The sequence below is a fragment of the Streptococcus sp. SN-1 genome (assembly GCF_041154385.1).
GTDB lineage: Bacteria > Bacillota > Bacilli > Lactobacillales > Streptococcaceae > Streptococcus > Streptococcus mitis_CT.
In genome coordinates this window covers 1,316,471-1,331,411 of sequence record NZ_AP028929.1, presented here as the reverse complement: position 1 = coordinate 1,331,411, position 14,941 = coordinate 1,316,471, and the positions used below count along the sequence as shown (strand labels likewise).

Sequence of the window (14,941 nt, the reverse complement as noted above, 5' to 3'; positions counted from 1 at the left end):
TAATGGTAACAAAACAAAAAGAAGTAACAACATTTGATGTACAAGTAGCAGAATTTATCCGTAATCATAAGCAAAAAGGGACAGCAACAGATGATGAAATCAATGCTAGTCTTGTCGTTCCTTTTACCTTGGACGCTGATGGGATTGAAGATCTCTTGCAACGGATTCAGGACGCAGGAATTTCTATCACAGATAATGAAGGAAATCCAAGTGCGCGTGTTCTTAGTGCTGAAGAAGAACCAGAACTCAGCGATGAGGACTTGATTGGTTCAACTTCTGCTAAGGTTAATGACCCTGTCCGTATGTACTTGAAAGAAATCGGGGTCGTTCCTCTCTTGACCAATGAAGAGGAAAAAGAATTGGCACTAGCAGTTGAAGCTGGTGATATCGAAGCCAAACAACGTCTTGCGGAAGCCAACCTTCGTTTGGTTGTTTCTATTGCCAAACGCTATGTTGGCCGTGGTATGCAGTTCCTTGACTTGATTCAAGAAGGGAATATGGGCTTGATGAAGGCGGTTGACAAGTTTGACTATTCTAAAGGGTTCAAGTTCTCAACTTATGCAACTTGGTGGATTCGTCAGGCTATCACTCGTGCTATTGCGGACCAAGCTCGTACCATCCGTATCCCAGTTCACATGGTTGAAACCATCAATAAATTGGTTCGTGAACAGCGTAACCTCCTTCAAGAATTGGGTCAAGACCCAACACCAGAGCAAATCGCTGAACGTATGGATATGACTCCTGATAAGGTTCGTGAAATCTTGAAGATCGCTCAAGAACCGGTATCTCTTGAAACACCAATCGGTGAAGAGGATGATAGCCACCTTGGGGACTTTATCGAAGATGAAGTGATTGAAAATCCAGTGGACTATACAACTCGTATCGTCTTGCGTGAGCAGTTGGATGAGGTCTTGGATACTCTTACAGACCGTGAAGAAAATGTTTTGCGTCTGCGTTTTGGGCTAGATGATGGTAAAATGCGTACCCTTGAAGATGTTGGTAAAGTCTTTAACGTGACTCGCGAGCGAATTCGTCAGATTGAAGCTAAGGCTTTGAGAAAACTACGCCAACCAAGTCGCAGCAAACCGCTTCGTGATTTTATTGAAGACTAAGAGTGAGGATGAATATGGCTTATACAGAAGAGCAAATTGAAAACATCAAAACACGAATTTTATCAGCCTTGGAAGAAGTTATTGACCCTGAGTTGGGAATCGATATTGTCAATCTTGGTTTGATCTATGAGATTCGTTTTGATGGCGACACAGGACAAACAGAGATTGATATGACTTTGACAACTATGGGTTGTCCCCTAGCAGACCTTTTGACGGATCAGATTTATGATGCCATGACAGAGGTACCAGAAGTAACGGATACAGAGGTTAAATTAGTCTGGTATCCAGCCTGGACTGTTGAAAAAATGAGTCGCTATGCACGCATTGCCCTAGGAATTAAATAAACATATAAAAGCATGTGAGAGACCGTTGGAAAAGTGAGGAAATTTCCCCCTCTTTTCCTCCAGTCTCTCCTTTCTTTTGCTGATTTTATTCCAAGAAAATGATATAATGGTAGTTATGGAAAAAAAGAAATTACGCATCAATATGTTGAGTTCAAGTGAGAAAGTAGCAGGACAAGGAGTTTCGGGCGCTTACCGTGAATTAGTTCGTCTTCTTCACCGAGATGCAAAGGATCAATTGATTGTTACAGAAAATCTTCCAATAGAGGCAGATGTGACTCACTTTCATACAATTGATTTTCCCTATTATTTATCAACATTCCAAAAGAAACGCTCAGGGAGAAAAATTGGCTATGTGCATTTTTTACCTGATACACTTGAGGGGAGTTTGAAAATTCCATTTTTCTTAAAGGGAATTGTCAAACGCTATGTATTTTCTTTTTACAACCGGATGGAGCACTTGGTTGTGGTTAATCCTATGTTTATCGAGGATTTGGTGGCAGCTGGTATTCCACGTGAAAAAGTGACCTATATTCCTAACTTTGTCAATAAGGAAAAATGGCATCCACTTCCACAAGAAGAGGTAGCGAGACTGAGAACAGAGCTAGGTATTAGTGAGAATCAGTTTATCGTAGTAGGTGCTGGTCAAGTTCAGAAACGCAAAGGGATTGATGATTTTATCCATCTGGCTGAGGAATTGCCTCAGATTACCTTTATCTGGGCTGGTGGTTTCTCATTTGGTGGCATGACAGATGGTTATGAACGTTACAAGAAAATCATGGAGAATCCCCCTAAAAATTTGATTTTTCCAGGTATTGTATCGCCAGAGCGGATGCGCGAATTGTATGCCCTAGCGGACCTTTTCTTGTTGCCTAGTTACAATGAACTCTTTCCGATGACGATTTTAGAGGCTGCTAGTTGTGAAGCTCCTATTATGTTACGTGATTTGGATCTTTATAAGGTGATTTTGGAGGGAAATTATCGGGCGACAGCAGATAGAGAAGAGATGAAAGAAGCTATTCTGGAATATCAAGCGAATCCTGCTGCCTTAAAAGATTTGAAAGAAAAAGCTAAGAATATTTCTAGAGAGTATTCTGAAGAGCATCTGTTGCAAATCTGGTTGGACTTTTATGAGAAACAAGCCGCTTTAGGGAGAAAGTAAAAAGTGAGGTAATCTATGCGAATTGGTTTATTTACAGATACCTATTTTCCTCAGGTTTCTGGTGTTGCGACCAGTATTCGAACTCTGAAAACAGAACTTGAAAAGCAGGGGCATGTTGTTTTTATCTTTACGACGACGGATAAGGATGTCAATCGCTATGAAGATTGGCAAATTATCCGCATTCCAAGTGTTCCTTTTTTTGCTTTTAAAGACCGTCGTTTTGCCTATCGAGGTTTCAGCAAGGCGCTTGAAATTGCTAAACAGTATCAACTGGATGTTATCCATACTCAGACAGAATTTTCTCTTGGCTTGTTGGGGATTTGGATTGCGCGTGAATTGGAAATTCCCGTCATTCATACCTATCACACCCAGTATGAAGACTATGTCCATTATATTGCCAAGGGGATGTTGATTCGTCCTAGCATGGTCAAGTATCTGGTCAGAGGTTTCCTGCACGATGTGGATGGGGTTATTTGCCCTAGTGAGATTGTCCATGACTTGCTATCTGACTATAAGGTTAAGGTTGAAAAACGAGTCATTCCAACAGGGATTGAATTAGCCAAGTTTGAGCGTCCAGAAATCAAGCAAGAAAATCTAAAAGAACTACGTAGTAAACTAGGGATTCAAGATGATGAAAAGATGTTGCTTAGCCTTTCCAGAATTTCCTATGAAAAAAATATTCAAGCAGTATTAGCAGCCTTTGCAGAAGTTCTGAAAGAAGAAGACAAGGTTAAACTGGTGGTAGCTGGGGATGGTCCTTATCTGGATGACCTCAAAGAGCAAGCCCAGAAACTAGAGATTCAAGACTCTGTTGTCTTTACAGGGATGATTGCTCCTAGTGAGACAGCTCTTTACTATAAGGCGGCGGATTTCTTCATCTCGGCATCGACAAGTGAAACCCAAGGCTTGACCTACTTGGAAAGCTTAGCCAGTGGAACGCCTGTCATTGCTCATGGAAATCCTTATCTGGACAATCTTATCAGTGATAAAATGTTTGGAACCTTGTACTATGGGGAACATGATTTGGCCGGAGCTATTTTGGAAGCCCTGATTGCAACTCCAGATATGGATGAGCATACCTTATCAGAGAAATTGTACGAGATTTCAGCTGAGAACTTTGGAAAACGAGTGCATGAGTTTTATCTGGATGCCATTATTTCAAATAACTTCCAGAAAGATTTATCAAAAGATGATACGGTCAGCCAGCGTATCTTTAAGACAGTTTTGTATTTACCGCAACAGGTGGTTGCTGTGCCTGTAAAAGGCTCTAGACGCATGCTGAGGGCTTCAAAAACACAGTTAATCAGCATCAGAGATTATTGGAAAGACCATGAAGAATAGAAAGAGGAATAGCTATGAAAAAACAATTGATGAGAAGTGGTAGTGATCAAAAAATTGCTGGAGTATGTGCTGGGGTCGCAAATTATTTTGATATTGATCCGACTATTGTTCGTGTAATATGGGGTGTTCTTGCATTTTGTTATGGGGCAGGAATTGTAGCCTATATCATTTTATGGATTATTGCACCAGTAGCAACTGACTATTGAAAACTAGCTAAATTCATGCTAAGATAATAGAAAATAGAATGTAACGAAGGAGAAAAAAATGGCATTTGGAGATAATGGAAATCGTAAAAAAACTATGTTTGAGAAAATAACCTTGTTTATCGTGATTATCATGCTAGTAGCAAGTTTATTGGGAATTTTTGCAACTGCAATTGGTGCCCTCAGTAATCTATAAAATAGATTCAAGAAAATTTAGTGACTGGGATTTCCCAGCCCTTTTTTAAAGTGAGAAGAAAAAATGAGTATGTTTTTAGATACAGCCAAGATTAAGGTTAAGGCTGGTAATGGTGGTGATGGCATGGTTGCCTTTCGCCGTGAAAAATATGTCCCTAATGGCGGTCCTTGGGGTGGTGACGGAGGTCGTGGAGGTAATGTGGTCTTCGTTGTAGACGAAGGACTACGGACTTTGATGGATTTCCGCTACAATCGCCATTTCAAGGCTGATTCTGGTGAGAAAGGAATGACCAAAGGGATGCATGGTCGTGGTGCTGAAGACCTTAGAGTTCGAGTACCACAAGGTACGACTGTTCGTGATGCAGAGACTGGCAAGGTTTTGACAGATTTGATTGAACATGGTCAAGAATTTATCGTTGCCCACGGTGGTCGTGGTGGACGTGGAAACATCCGCTTTGCGACACCAAAAAATCCTGCACCGGAAATCTCTGAAAATGGAGAACCAGGTCAGGAACGTGAGTTACAATTGGAACTAAAAATCTTGGCGGATGTTGGTTTAGTAGGTTTCCCATCTGTTGGGAAATCAACACTTTTAAGTGTTATCACATCTGCTAAACCCAAAATCGGTGCCTACCACTTTACCACTATTGTGCCAAATTTAGGAATGGTTCGTACCCAATCAGGTGAATCCTTTGCAGTAGCTGATTTACCAGGTTTGATTGAAGGTGCTAGTCAAGGTGTTGGTTTGGGAACTCAGTTCCTCCGTCACATTGAGCGTACACGTGTCATCCTTCACATCATTGATATGTCAGCTAGCGAAGGGCGTGATCCATATGAGGATTATCTTGCCATCAATAAAGAGCTGGAATCATACAATCTCCGTCTCATGGAGCGTCCACAGATTATTGTAGCCAATAAGATGGATATGCCTGAGAGTCAGGAAAATCTTGAAGAATTCAAGAAAAAATTAGCTGAAAACTATGATGAATTTGAAGAGTTACCAGCTATCTTCCCAATATCTGGTTTGACCAAGCAAGGTTTGGCTACGCTTTTGGATGCTACAGCTGAATTGTTAGACAAGACACCAGAATTCTTGCTCTACGACGAGTCAGATATGGAAGAAGAAGCCTACTATGGATTTGACGAGGAAGAAAAAGCCTTTGAAATTAGTCGTGATGACGATGCAACATGGGTACTTTCTGGTGAAAAACTGATGAAACTCTTTAATATGACCAACTTTGATCGTGACGAATCAGTCATGAAATTTGCTCGCCAGCTTCGTGGTATGGGGGTTGATGAAGCCCTTCGTGCGCGTGGTGCTAAAGATGGTGACTTGGTCCGAATTGGTAAATTTGAGTTTGAATTTGTAGACTAGGAGATTGATATGGGAGATAAACCGATATCTTTCCGAGATGCGGATGGCAATTTTGTTTCTGCCGCAGACGTTTGGAATGAAAAGAAATTGGAAGAACTATTTAATCGTCTCAATCCAAATCGTGCCCTGAGATTGGCACGAACTAAAAAAGAAAATCCATCTTAAATACGTAAGATAAAACTCCAATTATCAGTCAAGTTAACTGTAACAAATAGAAGCTAAGATCTAGAAAGGGCAAAATTTGTCCTTTCTTTTCACTTATAAATTATAATATATTGAAATGGAATATAAACAAATAGACTAGGAAATTCAAATCAAATGACTAACAAGGCTTTATAAGTCGTGTTGTCCTATTCTACCTTCAAGACACTGATTTTTTCTATTGAAAAAGAATTTTTTTACAAAAATAGTTGGTTATTTAGTTTATTTATGCTATAATAGGAGCAATTATTTTTAGGAGGTGTCAGTATGTCTTATTTGTTTGAGATATTACCGAGTTTATTGAGCGGTGCAAGCATGACTTTACAGGTTTTTGCACTTGTCTTGATTTTTTCTATTCCCTTGGGCGTTTTGATTGCCTTTGCCTTGCAAGTCCATTGGAAGCTCCTCCATCATCTGATTAACATTTATATCTGGATCATGCGGGGGACACCCTTGCTCTTGCAATTGATCTTTATCTATTATGTGTTACCAAGCATTGGGATTCGTTTGGATCGTCTTCCTGCTGCTATCATTGCCTTTGTTTTGAATTATGCAGCTTACTTTGCTGAAATCTTCCGTGGGGGGATTGATACCATTCCTAAAGGTCAATATGAGGCTGCCAAGGTCTTGAAGTTTAATCCTTTTGATACAGTGCGCTATATTATTTTGCCTCAGGTGACCAAGATTGTTCTCCCTAGTGTATTTAATGAGGTTATGAGTTTGGTCAAGGATACCTCTCTGGTCTATGCTCTAGGAATTTCAGACCTTATCTTGGCTAGTCGCACAGCTGCCAACCGTGATGCTAGTCTGGTTCCTATGTTCTTGGCAGGAGCCATTTACTTGATTTTGATTGGGATTGTGACAATCATTTCCAAAAAAGTTGAGAAGAAGTACAGTTACTATAGATAGGAGGCTGTCATGTTAGAATTACGAAATATCAATAAAGTCTTTGGTGAAAAGCAAATTTTATCTAATTTCAGTCTAAAAATTCCTGAAAAGCAAATCCTGGCTATCGTTGGGCCTTCGGGTGGAGGGAAGACAACCCTCTTACGCATGCTTGCAGGTCTTGAAACCATTGATTCAGGGCAAATCTTTTATAATGAAGAACCTTTAGAATTGGATGAACTGGAGAAGCGCAATCTACTAGGATTTGTATTCCAAGATTTTCAACTTTTCCCTCATTTATCCGTTCTAGATAATTTGACCTTATCTCCTGTGAAAACCAGGGGAATGAAGCAGGATGAGGCTGAGAAGAAGGCGCGAGGTCTTTTGGAACAGTTAGGACTAGCAGGGCACGCAGATGTCTATCCATTTTCACTATCTGGTGGGCAAAAGCAGCGAGTAGCCTTGGCGCGTGCTATGATGATTGACCCGGAAATCATTGGCTACGATGAACCAACTTCTGCCCTAGATCCAGAATTACGCTTGGAAGTGGAAAAACTGATCTTGCAAAATAGGGAACTTGGCATGACACAGATTGTGGTTACCCATGATTTGCAGTTTGCGAAAAATATCGCAGATCAGATTCTCAAGGTTGAGCCCAAGTAGGAGGTGCTGATGACTAATAAGAAAATTGCTTTAGTATTGGTTTCGCTCCTAAGCCTCTTTTTAACTGCATGTACTCAGAAGGCTAGTGATCCAAAGCAGGATAACTGGGATAAGTATCAAGAGCAGGGGAGTATAACCATTGGTTTTGACAATACCTTCGTACCTATGGGATTTGAAGAAAAGAATGGCCAATATACAGGATTTGATATTGATTTGGCACAAGCTGTCTCAGAAAAATTAAGTGTTAAGGTGCAATTTCAACCAATTGACTGGGATATGAAGGAAACGGAATTGCAAAATGGAACTATAGATGCCATCTGGAATGGCTATTCTGCCACTGATGAACGGCGAGAGAAGGTTGCCTTTAGTATTCCATATATGGAAAATCAGCAAGTTCTAGTTGCCAAGAAAAGCCAGCAGATTCATTCAGTAGAGGATATGAAGGATAAGACCTTAGGTGCCCAAGCTGGGTCCTCTGGTTATTTGGATTTTGAAGCCCAGCCAGATTTACTGAAAAATCGTGTTAAAGACCAGAAGGCCAATCAATACCAGAGTTTCAATGAAGCCTTGATTGATTTGAAGAATGATCGAATTGATGCCTTGTTGATTGACCGAGTGTATGCTAATTACTATCTCCAGTCTGATGGTATATTAAATGACTACAATGTCTTTTCAGCAGGATTTGAAAGTGAATCCTTTGCGGTCGGAGTTAGACAAGCTGACAAAAGATTACTACAAGTTTTAAACCAAGCTTTTGTTCAACTTTACCAAGAAGGGAAGTTCCAAGAAATCAGCCAAAAATGGTTTGGAGAAGATGTAGCAACCAAAGAAGTGAAAAGTAGAGATTGAGTGTTACCTCAGTCTCTTTTTGCATCGAAAAATCCCCTGACAAGAGTCAGAGGATAAGAGTATTATTTCATTGTTGGGAAGAGCAATACATCACGGATAGTTGTTGTATCAGTGAGGAGCATGCAGAGACGGTCGATACCGATTCCCAAACCACCTGTTGGAGGCATACCATATTCAAGAGCCTCGATGTAGTCATAGTCGATGCCTGTCGCTTCATCGTCACCAAGTTCTTTGGCTTTAGCTTGGGCTTCGAAACGGCTAAGCTGATCGATTGGATCGTTCAACTCAGTAAAGGCATTACCGTACTCCTTAGTCATGATGAAGAGCTCGAAACGGTCAGTAAAGCGTTCGTCTTCAGGATTTTTCTTAGCAAGTGGAGATACAGCTACTGGATGTCCATAGACAAAGGTTGGTTGGATCAAGGTTTCTTCAACAAACTCTTCAAAGAAGGCATTGATAATATGGCCAACTTCAGTGTAGTGTTTCTCAACAGGAACTTTCTTCTCAGCAGCGATAGCTTTAGCTTCTTCCAAAGTCATGTCTTGCCAGAAATCTACACCAGTAATCTCTTTGATAGCATCCACCATGTGAACACGTTTAAATGGTTCGTTAATCTTGATTTCAGTACCTTGGTAGTTAACTGGACCATCACCTTTAACAGCTTTAGCAGCGTGCTGGATAATGCCTTCGGTCAAGTCCATGATGTCTTGGAAGTCTGCATAAGCTTGGTAGACTTCGATCGAAGTGAACTCAGGGTTATGAGTAGCATCCATTCCTTCGTTACGGAAGATACGACCAATTTCATAGACGCGTTCCATACCACCAACGATAAGGCGTTTTAAGTGAAGCTCAGTCGCGATACGAAGCACCATGTCAATGTTTTGAGCGTTGTGGTGAGTGATAAACGGACGAGCAGCAGCACCACCAGCTTCGTTATGAAGAACAGGTGTTTCCACTTCAAGGAATCCTTTTTGATCAAGGTAACGACGGATTTCAGAGATGATTTTTGAACGAGTAACAAAGCGTTCAAAGCTTTCACGGTTAGAAATCAAGTCAAGGTAACGTTTACGGTAAATTGTCTCAACGTCTGTCAAACCATGGAATTTCTCTGGCAGAGGACGAAGAGCCTTAGATAAGTGTGTGATGTGAGTCGCCTTGATAGAGAGTTCTCCCATATCTGTACGCATCACTTCACCTTCGACACCAAGGAAGTCACCAAGGTCTGCTTTTTTGAAGATTTCGTAGTTTTCTTCACCGACAGCATCCTTACGAACGTAAATCTGAATCTGGCCTTCGCGGTCTTGAAGGTGGGCAAATCCAACTTTACCTTTACCACGTTTGGTTACCAAGCGTCCTGCGATAGTAGCTGTTTCGTTTTTATCGTGCAATTGTTCTTTATCGAGGTCAGCAAATTTATCTTTTAATTCTTGTGAATTTGCAGTACGTTCAAAGCGTTTTCCAAAGGGATCGATTCCTTGTTCACGGAGCGCAGCCATTTTTTCACGGCGAACGATCTGCTGGTCATTTAGTTCTTCCATATGTTCTGTTGACATGGGATCCTCCTAGTTTTACTCAAAATTGAATACGATGAGTCATTTTTTGCGATACTCCCATTTTATCATAAATATCCAAGAAATTCACGGATAATCTTTAAAAACTAAAAAGAACTTGACACTAAAATCAAGTTCTGTTATTGATAGGAAGTATCATTCCAAGTATTGAGAGTGAATGTTTCAAAATCATGGGTTTCTAGAATTGTCAGGCTGGCATTTGCTAGACCGCCATCTTTACGAAGAAGTGGTTCTTTATATCCTAGAAGAGTACGAAGACTGGCAGTAAGATTGGCGCCGTGTCCGACAATTAGAATACGTTTAGCCGGACTATCTTTGAGTGATTTGATAAATTGGATGGTCCGTTGGGTTGTGCTATAGAGGGATTCAGCTCCGAACATTTGAGTGTCAAATTGAGCAAGATTAGATCGGAAAGCTTTGATTTGTTGCGGGTAAATAGCTTCCAAGGTTGCAATTTTCAAACCTTCCAACTTCCCCAGCTGCCATTCACGGAGATTAGAAACACTTTCTAAAGGACAGGGGGTCTGGAGTTGACTTTGGATAATCTCAGCAGATTTGACCGCTCGAGGTAAATCACTTGAATAAATCTGATCAAAAGGAATTTCCTTGAGATACTGGCCAAGTCGTTTTAGAGTGTCAATAGATTCAGGAAGAAGGGGAGAATCTCCACTAGCACCTTGAAAGCGTCCTTCTTGGTTCCAGAGGGTACGACCGTGGCGGACAAAGTAGAGTTTCATTACTTGTCCTCCAAGATATCTGCAAAGTCGGCCTTTACAAAGCTGGCCAATTCTTGTGGAGCGACGATAATGCTGTGACCAACTTCCCCAGCAGAGACAATCATTTGATCCAAGTCTAGAGCGATCTTATCGATAAAAATGGGGTAATTGTGTTTCTGACGAATTCCGACGGGATTATTGGCTCCATGAATGTAACCAGTTGTTTTTTCCAAGTCTTTTTGTGGAATCATGCTCACTTTTTTATTGCCAGAAATTTTGGCTAGTTTCTTTTCAGACAAGTGTTTAGTGATAGGAACAATTCCGATAATCGGTCCTGTCTTGTCTCCCAGAAGCGCCAAGGTTTTGAAAATCTGATCTCGTTCATAACCTTGAGGAAGCTCTCCTTCTAGGGCATTGATTTGAATCCCCTGATGTGGGATACCTGCTTTAGATAGGATTTGTTCCACCAATGTTTTTTTGATTTTAACTTTTTTTGCCATTATTTATACTTATCCTCCAATTGGCTCATCCAAATACCAAGCCAGATTCCCAGTGCAAAGAAGAAGGCGATGATGACATATCCAACAAGTGAAAGGCCTGTGTATTGGATGCTTTCAGCGTTTCCTGCATTTGGAATCAAGATCAAAAGGGTACTTGATAGGACGATACCGATGATAAAATGATAGACGCGTGAGTGGTAGTTATTTAAGGCATAATCCATCAATTTTGAAAAAATGATGAGAGTTGCACCTGCTCCGATTCCAATCGGGAAGAAGGTTCCCAAGAGGTCAAAGGTTTTAAAACCAGTCAACATGGGAGCATAGAGGCCTAAAATCAAAAGTAGATTTGATGGACTGAGGCCAGGAACTAATACGCCAAGAGCCAGCAGTGCACCAGCTAGGACGAAATTAAGAAAGCTGGCACTTAAGGTTCCAACGACAAAATTTAAGGCATAGAGTCCTAGTCCAGAAATGATAAAGGTTGCCCAGAACCAAGCCAAATCAATCTTGTCTCGGTCAGATTCTCGAGTTGATTCTTTGAGGAGGCTAGGAACTGTACCAATGATGGCGCCCGCAAAGCTCCATAAGACAAAGACCTGATAATTTTCAAGTAGGTATTCAATCGGGTAAGAAAATAAGCCGATTCCCAGAAGCATACCGATGGCAACTGGAATAAAGTACAAAACATTTTCTTTAAAGTCTTTAAAGGGATGGGCCAGAAAGCCAATCATCCGTTCATAAATTCCTAAGATTGCTGCTAGAACCCCTCCGGAAATTCCCGGTAGGATAAAACCAAGAGCAATCACAATCCCTTTAATAAGGCGTGCTAACCATGAGAGCATATTTTTCCTCCAACTATTTCTATTTCAAAAAATCCTTACTATATTGTATCACAATCAAACACAAAAAGAAAAAGCAAATGCTAAACAAATGCTTTTAAGGTTTTAAAAAGAGTTTTCGAAAGGTTTCTTCTTTGTTTTTTAAGGAAGAAATGACGTTGATATCCAAATCGTGGTCAAAGCCAGCAATTTTTCCTTTAGAAGTGTACTGGTGGATGTCGTAATCTAAGTCCGTATTAGGTTTGCTTTCGAAAAATCCAGTATTTGAACCGTATGAAGGAATCCAAACAGAGGTAAACTTGTCTGTATCAATACTGTGTTCTTCCATGAAGTAGACCCCAACGTAGATGCCGATATTTTTTGCACCAAGTGATTCTAGTTTTGCTCGAAAGGCTTCAACACCTTCGTTCATATTGGACATGGTTTTATCTTCCACGTCTAGCCAATAGTAACTAGGGCTGTATGGCGATGAAGCGTTATAAAAAACTTCAGCAGCTTTTTCCATCTCCTGGACATTTTTTCCGGCTACATAGGCATAGACACCAACTGGGACATTTCGTTTTTGAAACTCAGTGATATGGGTTTTAAAGGCCTTATCAACACCATTAACATAGGAAGCATCGTTTTCTTTTGAAGACTGAGCACCACTATGGACGCGAACGATAGCTCCAGAAATATTTTGAGACAGAGTATCGTAATTTATTTCCTCAGGACGCTGCCAACCAGAAACATCAATCACCGGTTTATCTATATTATGTAGCGCTTGCGATTCTACTTGCGCGATATTTGACTTTGTTTTTACAGGATGGTCCTCAAAACGAGGGCGATTCAGGATTAAAATGAAAATCATAATCCCAAAAAAACCAAACAAAATAAGCGGATTAATTTTCTTTCTCATATCTCATAATTTTACCTTAAAAATGAAAAAAAATCAAAAAAAATACTCAAAAAATGGGTTAAGGAAGGGACTTTGGAGCATTTTTTCATTCAAGAGCGCGGAATGATTTGAAATATGGTATAATAAAAGGGAATTTCTAGAGAAAAGAGAAGATTATGTCAAATTATGCCATTATTTTAGCAGCGGGTAAAGGGACTCGCATGAAATCTGATTTGCCAAAAGTTTTGCACAAGGTTGCGGGTATTTCTATGTTGGAACATGTTTTCCGTAGTGTGGGAGCTATCCAACCTGAAAAGACAGTAACAGTTGTAGGACACAAGGCGGAATTGGTTGAAGAGGTCTTGGCTGGACAGACAGAATTTGTGACTCAATCTGAACAGTTAGGTACCGGTCATGCAGTTATGATGACAGAGCCTATTCTAGAAGGTTTGTCTGGTCACACCTTGGTCATCGCAGGGGATACTCCTTTAATCACAGGTGAAAGCTTGAAAAACTTGATTGATTTCCACATCAATCATAAAAATGTGGCGACTATCTTGACTGCTGAAACGGACAATCCTTTTGGCTATGGACGAATTGTTCGTAATGATAATGCAGAGGTTCTTCGCATTGTTGAGCAGAAGGATGCTACAGATTTTGAAAAGCAAATCAAGGAAATCAACACTGGAACTTACGTTTTTGACAACGAGCGTTTGTTTGAGGCTTTGAAAAATATCAATACCAACAACGCTCAAGGCGAATACTATATTACAGATGTCATTGGCATTTTCCGTGAAGCTGGTGAAAAAGTTGGCGCTTATACTTTGAAAGATTTTGATGAAAGTCTTGGGGTAAATGACCGTGTGGCACTTGCGACAGCTGAGTCAGTCATGCGTCGTCGCATCAATCATCAACACATGGTCAATGGTGTTAGCTTTGTCAATCCAGAAGCAACTTATATCGATATTGATGTTGAGATTGCTCCTGAAGTTCAAATCGAAGCCAATGTTACCTTGAAGGGGCAAACAAAAATTGGTGCTGAGACTGTTTTGACAAACGGTACTTATGTGGTGGATAGCACTATCGGAGCAGGAGCTGTCATTACCAATTCTATGATTGAGGAAAGTAGTGTTGCAGACGGTGTAACAGTCGGTCCTTACGCCCACATTCGTCCAGGTTCAAGTCTGGGTGCCCAAGTTCATATTGGAAACTTTGTTGAGGTGAAAGGTTCTTCAATCGGCGAGAATACCAAGGCTGGTCATTTGACTTATATCGGAAACTGTGAAGTGGGTAACCATGTTAACTTTGGTGCTGGAACCATTACAGTCAACTATGACGGCAAAAACAAATACAAGACAGTCATTGGTAACAATGTCTTTGTTGGTTCAAATTCAACCATTATTGCGCCAGTTGAGTTAGGTGACAATTCCCTCGTTGGTGCTGGTTCAACCATTACTAAAGACGTTCCAGCGGATGCTATTGCTATTGGTCGTGGTCGTCAGGTCAATAAAGACGAATATGCAACACGCCTTCCTCATCATCCTAAGAATCAGTAGGAGTCTATCATGGAATTTGAAGAAAAAACGCTTAGCCGAAAAGAAATCTATCAAGGACCAATATTTAAACTGGTTCAAGATCAGGTTGAATTACCAGAAGGCAAGGGAACTGCCCAACGGGATTTGATTTTCCACAATGGAGCTGTCTGTGTTTTAGCTGTAACGGATGAGCAAAAACTTATCTTGGTCAAGCAGTACCGCAAAGCCATTGAGGCAGTCTCTTACGAAATTCCAGCTGGGAAATTGGAAGTAGGAGAAAATACAGACCCTGTGGCAGCAGCTCTGCGTGAACTGGAGGAAGAAACAGCCTATACAGGGAAGTTAGAACTCTTGTATGACTTTTATTCAGCTATTGGCTTTTGTAATGAAAAGTTGAAACTATACCGAGCTAGCGATTTGACAAAGGTGGAAAATCCGCGTCCCCAGGATGAAGATGAGATCTTGGAAGTCCTTGAAGTGAGCCTAGAAGAAGCTAAGGAATTAATCCAATCAGGTCATATTTGTGATGCCAAGACAATTATGGCTGTTCAATATTGGGAATTGCACAAAAAATAG

Annotated in this window: 18 protein-coding genes; 13 read left to right on the top strand and 5 right to left on the bottom strand. The window is 40.7% G+C overall.

Features of this window, described 5'->3' with window-relative positions; all coding sequences use genetic code 11:
- The first annotated feature begins 2 nt into the window (after positions 1 to 2).
- The 11 genes from rpoD to ACAM22_RS05945 all read left to right on the top strand — a co-directional run bounded on the left by rpoD (position 3) and on the right by ACAM22_RS05945 (position 8,327).
- Positions 3 to 1,112 (top strand): RNA polymerase sigma factor RpoD, encoded by a 1,110-nt coding sequence (rpoD, locus tag ACAM22_RS05995; RefSeq protein ID WP_000256769.1) that lies wholly within the window; start codon positions 3 to 5, stop codon positions 1,110 to 1,112.
- A gap of 14 nt (positions 1,113 to 1,126) precedes the next feature.
- Entirely contained in the window at positions 1,127 to 1,456 is a 330-nt protein-coding gene (locus tag ACAM22_RS05990; protein WP_000331925.1) for a metal-sulfur cluster assembly factor, read from the top strand.
- 115 nt (positions 1,457 to 1,571) lie between these two features.
- Entirely contained in the window at positions 1,572 to 2,615 is a 1,044-nt protein-coding gene (gene cpoA, locus ACAM22_RS05985) for an alpha-galactosylglucosyldiacylglycerol synthase (protein WP_369607018.1), read from the top strand.
- Positions 2,616 to 2,630: 15 nt separating this feature from the next.
- Complete coding sequence (locus ACAM22_RS05980; RefSeq protein WP_369606508.1) at positions 2,631 to 3,956, top strand: glycosyltransferase family 4 protein; 1,326 nt, start codon at positions 2,631 to 2,633, stop codon at positions 3,954 to 3,956.
- A gap of 14 nt (positions 3,957 to 3,970) precedes the next feature.
- Entirely contained in the window at positions 3,971 to 4,162 is a 192-nt protein-coding gene (locus tag ACAM22_RS05975; protein ID WP_162489588.1) for a PspC domain-containing protein, read from the top strand.
- A gap of 58 nt (positions 4,163 to 4,220) precedes the next feature.
- Positions 4,221 to 4,355 (top strand): DUF4044 domain-containing protein, encoded by a 135-nt coding sequence (locus tag ACAM22_RS05970; protein ID WP_000863859.1) that lies wholly within the window; start codon positions 4,221 to 4,223, stop codon positions 4,353 to 4,355.
- A gap of 63 nt (positions 4,356 to 4,418) precedes the next feature.
- Positions 4,419 to 5,729, top strand: a complete 1,311-nt coding sequence (gene obgE / locus ACAM22_RS05965) for a GTPase ObgE (protein ID WP_000061642.1) — start codon at positions 4,419 to 4,421, stop codon at positions 5,727 to 5,729.
- A 9-nt stretch (positions 5,730 to 5,738) separates the two neighbouring features.
- On the top strand, positions 5,739 to 5,894 hold the full coding sequence (locus ACAM22_RS05960; RefSeq protein WP_000502582.1) for a hypothetical protein: 156 nt from the start codon (positions 5,739 to 5,741) through the stop codon (positions 5,892 to 5,894).
- 303 nt (positions 5,895 to 6,197) lie between these two features.
- A complete protein-coding gene (locus tag ACAM22_RS05955) occupies positions 6,198 to 6,839 on the top strand; it encodes an amino acid ABC transporter permease (RefSeq protein ID WP_049539187.1) in 642 nt (213 codons plus the stop codon).
- Positions 6,840 to 6,848: 9 nt separating this feature from the next.
- Positions 6,849 to 7,478: an amino acid ABC transporter ATP-binding protein gene (locus tag ACAM22_RS05950; protein ID WP_369606507.1), complete on the top strand. Its 630-nt coding sequence runs from the start codon at positions 6,849 to 6,851 to the stop codon at positions 7,476 to 7,478.
- Between the two features lie 9 nt (positions 7,479 to 7,487).
- A complete protein-coding gene (locus ACAM22_RS05945; RefSeq protein WP_049539185.1) occupies positions 7,488 to 8,327 on the top strand; it encodes an amino acid ABC transporter substrate-binding protein in 840 nt (279 codons plus the stop codon).
- 62 nt (positions 8,328 to 8,389) lie between these two features.
- On the opposite strand, the gene lysS is transcribed toward ACAM22_RS05945, so the two are convergent.
- The 5 genes from lysS to ACAM22_RS05920 form a co-directional block, all read right to left on the bottom strand.
- The gene (gene lysS / locus ACAM22_RS05940) at positions 8,390 to 9,880 is read right to left on the bottom strand and encodes a lysine--tRNA ligase (RefSeq protein WP_049539184.1); all 1,491 of its coding nucleotides are present in this window, start codon (positions 9,878 to 9,880) and stop codon (positions 8,390 to 8,392) included.
- 137 nt (positions 9,881 to 10,017) lie between these two features.
- On the bottom strand, positions 10,018 to 10,635 hold the full coding sequence (locus tag ACAM22_RS05935; RefSeq protein ID WP_369606506.1) for a histidine phosphatase family protein: 618 nt from the start codon (positions 10,633 to 10,635) through the stop codon (positions 10,018 to 10,020).
- Complete coding sequence (locus ACAM22_RS05930; RefSeq protein WP_001085896.1) at positions 10,635 to 11,114, bottom strand: aminoacyl-tRNA deacylase; 480 nt, start codon at positions 11,112 to 11,114, stop codon at positions 10,635 to 10,637. The genes ACAM22_RS05935 and ACAM22_RS05930 overlap by 1 nt, the downstream gene beginning before the upstream one ends.
- Complete coding sequence (locus tag ACAM22_RS05925) at positions 11,114 to 11,956, bottom strand: DUF368 domain-containing protein (RefSeq protein ID WP_023937375.1); 843 nt, start codon at positions 11,954 to 11,956, stop codon at positions 11,114 to 11,116. The genes ACAM22_RS05930 and ACAM22_RS05925 overlap by 1 nt, the downstream gene beginning before the upstream one ends.
- 94 nt (positions 11,957 to 12,050) lie before the next feature.
- On the bottom strand, positions 12,051 to 12,851 hold the full coding sequence (locus ACAM22_RS05920; protein WP_369606505.1) for a GH25 family lysozyme: 801 nt from the start codon (positions 12,849 to 12,851) through the stop codon (positions 12,051 to 12,053).
- 155 nt (positions 12,852 to 13,006) lie between these two features.
- Here ACAM22_RS05920 and glmU point away from each other — a divergent pair, with 155 nt between their 5' ends.
- Entirely contained in the window at positions 13,007 to 14,386 is a 1,380-nt protein-coding gene (gene glmU / locus ACAM22_RS05915) for a bifunctional UDP-N-acetylglucosamine diphosphorylase/glucosamine-1-phosphate N-acetyltransferase GlmU (protein ID WP_369606504.1), read from the top strand.
- Between the two features lie 9 nt (positions 14,387 to 14,395).
- A complete protein-coding gene (locus ACAM22_RS05910; RefSeq protein WP_369606503.1) occupies positions 14,396 to 14,941 on the top strand; it encodes an NUDIX hydrolase in 546 nt (181 codons plus the stop codon).

What these genes read in the sequence shown, in the direction of transcription:
- rpoD (WP_000256769.1), top strand. Translation starts at nt 3, where the DNA reads ATGGTAACAAAACAAAAAGAAGTAACAACATTTGATGTACAAGTAGCA.
- ACAM22_RS05990 (WP_000331925.1), top strand. Translation starts at nt 1,127, where the DNA reads ATGGCTTATACAGAAGAGCAAATTGAAAACATCAAAACACGAATTTTA.
- cpoA (WP_369607018.1), top strand. Translation starts at nt 1,572, where the DNA reads ATGGAAAAAAAGAAATTACGCATCAATATGTTGAGTTCAAGTGAGAAA.
- ACAM22_RS05980 (WP_369606508.1), top strand. Translation starts at nt 2,631, where the DNA reads ATGCGAATTGGTTTATTTACAGATACCTATTTTCCTCAGGTTTCTGGT.
- ACAM22_RS05975 (WP_162489588.1), top strand. Translation starts at nt 3,971, where the DNA reads ATGAAAAAACAATTGATGAGAAGTGGTAGTGATCAAAAAATTGCTGGA.
- ACAM22_RS05970 (WP_000863859.1), top strand. Translation starts at nt 4,221, where the DNA reads ATGGCATTTGGAGATAATGGAAATCGTAAAAAAACTATGTTTGAGAAA.
- obgE (WP_000061642.1), top strand. Translation starts at nt 4,419, where the DNA reads ATGAGTATGTTTTTAGATACAGCCAAGATTAAGGTTAAGGCTGGTAAT.
- ACAM22_RS05960 (WP_000502582.1), top strand. Translation starts at nt 5,739, where the DNA reads ATGGGAGATAAACCGATATCTTTCCGAGATGCGGATGGCAATTTTGTT.
- ACAM22_RS05955 (WP_049539187.1), top strand. Translation starts at nt 6,198, where the DNA reads ATGTCTTATTTGTTTGAGATATTACCGAGTTTATTGAGCGGTGCAAGC.
- ACAM22_RS05950 (WP_369606507.1), top strand. Translation starts at nt 6,849, where the DNA reads ATGTTAGAATTACGAAATATCAATAAAGTCTTTGGTGAAAAGCAAATT.
- ACAM22_RS05945 (WP_049539185.1), top strand. Translation starts at nt 7,488, where the DNA reads ATGACTAATAAGAAAATTGCTTTAGTATTGGTTTCGCTCCTAAGCCTC.
- lysS (WP_049539184.1), bottom strand. Translation starts at nt 9,880, where the DNA reads ATGTCAACAGAACATATGGAAGAACTAAATGACCAGCAGATCGTTCGC.
- ACAM22_RS05935 (WP_369606506.1), bottom strand. Translation starts at nt 10,635, where the DNA reads ATGAAACTCTACTTTGTCCGCCACGGTCGTACCCTCTGGAACCAAGAA.
- ACAM22_RS05930 (WP_001085896.1), bottom strand. Translation starts at nt 11,114, where the DNA reads ATGGCAAAAAAAGTTAAAATCAAAAAAACATTGGTGGAACAAATCCTA.
- ACAM22_RS05925 (WP_023937375.1), bottom strand. Translation starts at nt 11,956, where the DNA reads ATGCTCTCATGGTTAGCACGCCTTATTAAAGGGATTGTGATTGCTCTT.
- ACAM22_RS05920 (WP_369606505.1), bottom strand. Translation starts at nt 12,851, where the DNA reads ATGAGAAAGAAAATTAATCCGCTTATTTTGTTTGGTTTTTTTGGGATT.
- glmU (WP_369606504.1), top strand. Translation starts at nt 13,007, where the DNA reads ATGTCAAATTATGCCATTATTTTAGCAGCGGGTAAAGGGACTCGCATG.
- ACAM22_RS05910 (WP_369606503.1), top strand. Translation starts at nt 14,396, where the DNA reads ATGGAATTTGAAGAAAAAACGCTTAGCCGAAAAGAAATCTATCAAGGA.